The organism is Micromonospora sp. KC207 (assembly GCF_004348615.1).
In the GTDB taxonomy this organism is placed as follows: domain Bacteria; phylum Actinomycetota; class Actinomycetes; order Mycobacteriales; family Micromonosporaceae; genus Micromonospora.
Genome location: NZ_SMKJ01000605.1, coordinates 1 through 1,087, shown reverse-complemented (window position 1 = coordinate 1,087; position 1,087 = coordinate 1). Strand labels below are relative to the sequence as shown.

General features: G+C 68.4%; 1 protein-coding gene. It reads left to right on the top strand.

The genetic code is table 11. The features are described 5' to 3' along the window. Positions 1–1,082, top strand: a 1,082-nt coding sequence (locus E1258_RS32775; protein ID WP_371688721.1) for an ISAs1 family transposase, incomplete at its 5' end; no start/stop codon positions are given. Positions 1,083–1,087: the final 5 nt, after the last annotated feature.

Here is a 1,087-nt window from a genome sequence, read left to right as displayed (position 1 = left end):
CGCGCGGCGTGCGGTACCCGCTAACCGCGTTGCTGGCGGTGGCGGTCTGCGCCGTCATGGCCGGAGCATCGTCTTTCGCAGCGATCACGGATTGGCTGCATGACCTGGACGAAGACGCCCAGGACCGGCTCGGGTTCACCCGAGGCGTGCCGGTCGGCAGCACCGTCTGGCGACTGTTGACCCGCCTGGACGACAGCCTGCTCAGCATCATCCTCGCCGGCTGGCTACGCACGCGTACTCCCGCCGTGCCAGCACGATCGAAGCGGTACCGCACGGTGATCGCCATCGATGGCAAGACCCTGCGCGCCGCCCGCCTGACCGACGGCCGCCAGGTCCATCTGCTGTCCGCGCTGGACACCGGCACCGGCGTCGTGCTTGCCCAGATCACCGTGGACGCCAAGAGCAATGAGATCCCGGCGTTCGCACCGCTGCTCGACGCCGTGGAGACGGTGCTCGGCACCCTCGCCGGGGTGCTATTCACCGCCGATGCCCTACACACCCAGACCAGGCACGCCGAGGAGGTCACGCGCCGGGGCGCGCACCTGATGGTCCAGGTCAAAGCCAACCAGCCGACCCTGTTCACACAGCTCAAACGCCTACCCTGGGCACAGATCCCGGTCGGGGACCGGACCCACGACCGCGGCCACGGCCGCCGCGAGACCCGCACCGTCAAAGCCGTCACCGTCGGCACGCCCGGTGGTATCGGATTCCCGCACGCCGAGCAGGCCGTCCGGATCACCCGCACCCGCATCGTCGCTGGTAAAACCAGCCGTGAAACCGCCTATCTGACCGTGTCACTACCCGCCGGCCAGGCACTGCCCAGCGACCTACAGACCTGGATCCGCGGGCACTGGCACATCGAGAACATGATCCACCACGTCCGCGACGTGACGTTCCGTGAAGATCTACACCACACCAGAACCGGCAACGGACCCGCCGTCATCGCCACCCTGCGTAATACCGCGATCGGCTACCACCGCACCACCGGCGCGACCAACATCGCCCGCGCCACCCGCCAGGCCAACCGCCGCCCCCACGACCTCATCACCGCCGTGACCAGCAGTTACCGCAGAACGCAATGACCCTG